Origin of the sequence: Cronbergia sp. UHCC 0137 (assembly GCF_034932285.1) — a bacterium.
Classification (GTDB): domain Bacteria; phylum Cyanobacteriota; class Cyanobacteriia; order Cyanobacteriales; family Nostocaceae; genus Cronbergia.
Genome location: NZ_JAYGHC010000110.1, coordinates 1 through 1,364, shown reverse-complemented (window position 1 = coordinate 1,364; position 1,364 = coordinate 1). Strand labels below are relative to the sequence as shown.

The 1,364-nt window shown below is 46.4% G+C and carries 1 pseudogene; it reads left to right on the top strand.

What is annotated here, in order from left to right:
- Positions 1-1,364, top strand: a pseudogene (locus VB711_RS26330) (integrin alpha); the annotation flags it as partial.

Here is a 1,364-nt window from a genome sequence, read left to right as displayed (position 1 = left end):
CCGGGGACATCAACGGCGACGGTATTGATGACTTAATTATCGGCGCGAGATATGGCGGTTATTCAGGACGGAGCTATGTGGTATTTGGTAGCCAAACTGCTTTCAATTCTAGCTTTAACCTCTCTACCCTCAACGGTACTAATGGTTTTACAATTAACGGTTTTGTATCTGGAGGCCGATCAGGTAGATCAGTAAGTAACGCCGGGGACATCAACGGCGACGGCATTGACGATGTGATTATTGGAGCTTACAAAGCCGACCCCAATGGCACAGATTCAGGGCAAAGCTATGTGGTATTTGGTAAGAGTAGTGGATTTACTTCTAGCTTCAACCTTTCTACCCTCAACGGCAGCAACGGTTTTATAATCAACGGCATTGCAGCAGGAGACGAATCTGGTAGATCAGTAAGTAGTGCCGGAGATATCAACGGTGATGGCATTGACGATGTGATCATCGGCGCTCATTTTGCAGATCCCAATAGCACATCTTCAGGGCAAAGCTATGTGGTATTTGGTAAGAACACTGGATTTAGTTCTAGCCTCAACCTGTCTACTCTGGACGGCAGCAACGGCTTTACTCTTAATGGTGTTGCTCAAAATAACCACTCAGGTAGATCAGTAAGTAGTGCTGGTGATATCAACGGTGATGGTATTGATGACTTGATTATTGGTGCGCTAGATGCCAGCCCCAACGGTATTAGTTCAGGACAGAGTTATGTGGTGTTTGGCAGTCGTAGCACATTTAATTCTAACATAGAATTATCAAGCCTCGATGGTGTTAATGGTTTGAGGATCAATGGTATCAATGGTAGTGACTACTCAGGCGTATCAGTAAGTAGTGCGGGGGACATCAACGGCGATGGTATTGATGACCTGATTATCGGGGCTTTTGGTGCCGACCCCAACGGCGGTGCTTCAGGGCAGAGCTACGTGATATTTGGCAACGCCGCACCCCAACTCGACCTCAACGGTAGCAACAACCAAGACGGCATTGACTTGAGTACCACCTTTACTGGCACTCCCCTTTTAATTGTCGATACCGACCTAAGTTTAACTGATGCTAATTCAGCCAATTTAGTGGGGGCAACTATCACCATTACCAACCTCCAGGATGAAGCTGATGAAGTCCTTTCTGCCACAGTCACAGGCAACATCACTGCCAATTACAGCAATGGCGTTCTAACACTGAGTGGTACAGGTACAGTTGGCGAATATCAAGAAGTCCTCCGCACCGTAACTTACCATAATACGGCAGTTGTACCTCATAACGTTGCTCGTACCATTGAGTTCGTAGTGGATGATGGAGAGACATATTTCAATACCAACACCGTAGCCACAACCACCTTAACCATAAACGTTATACTC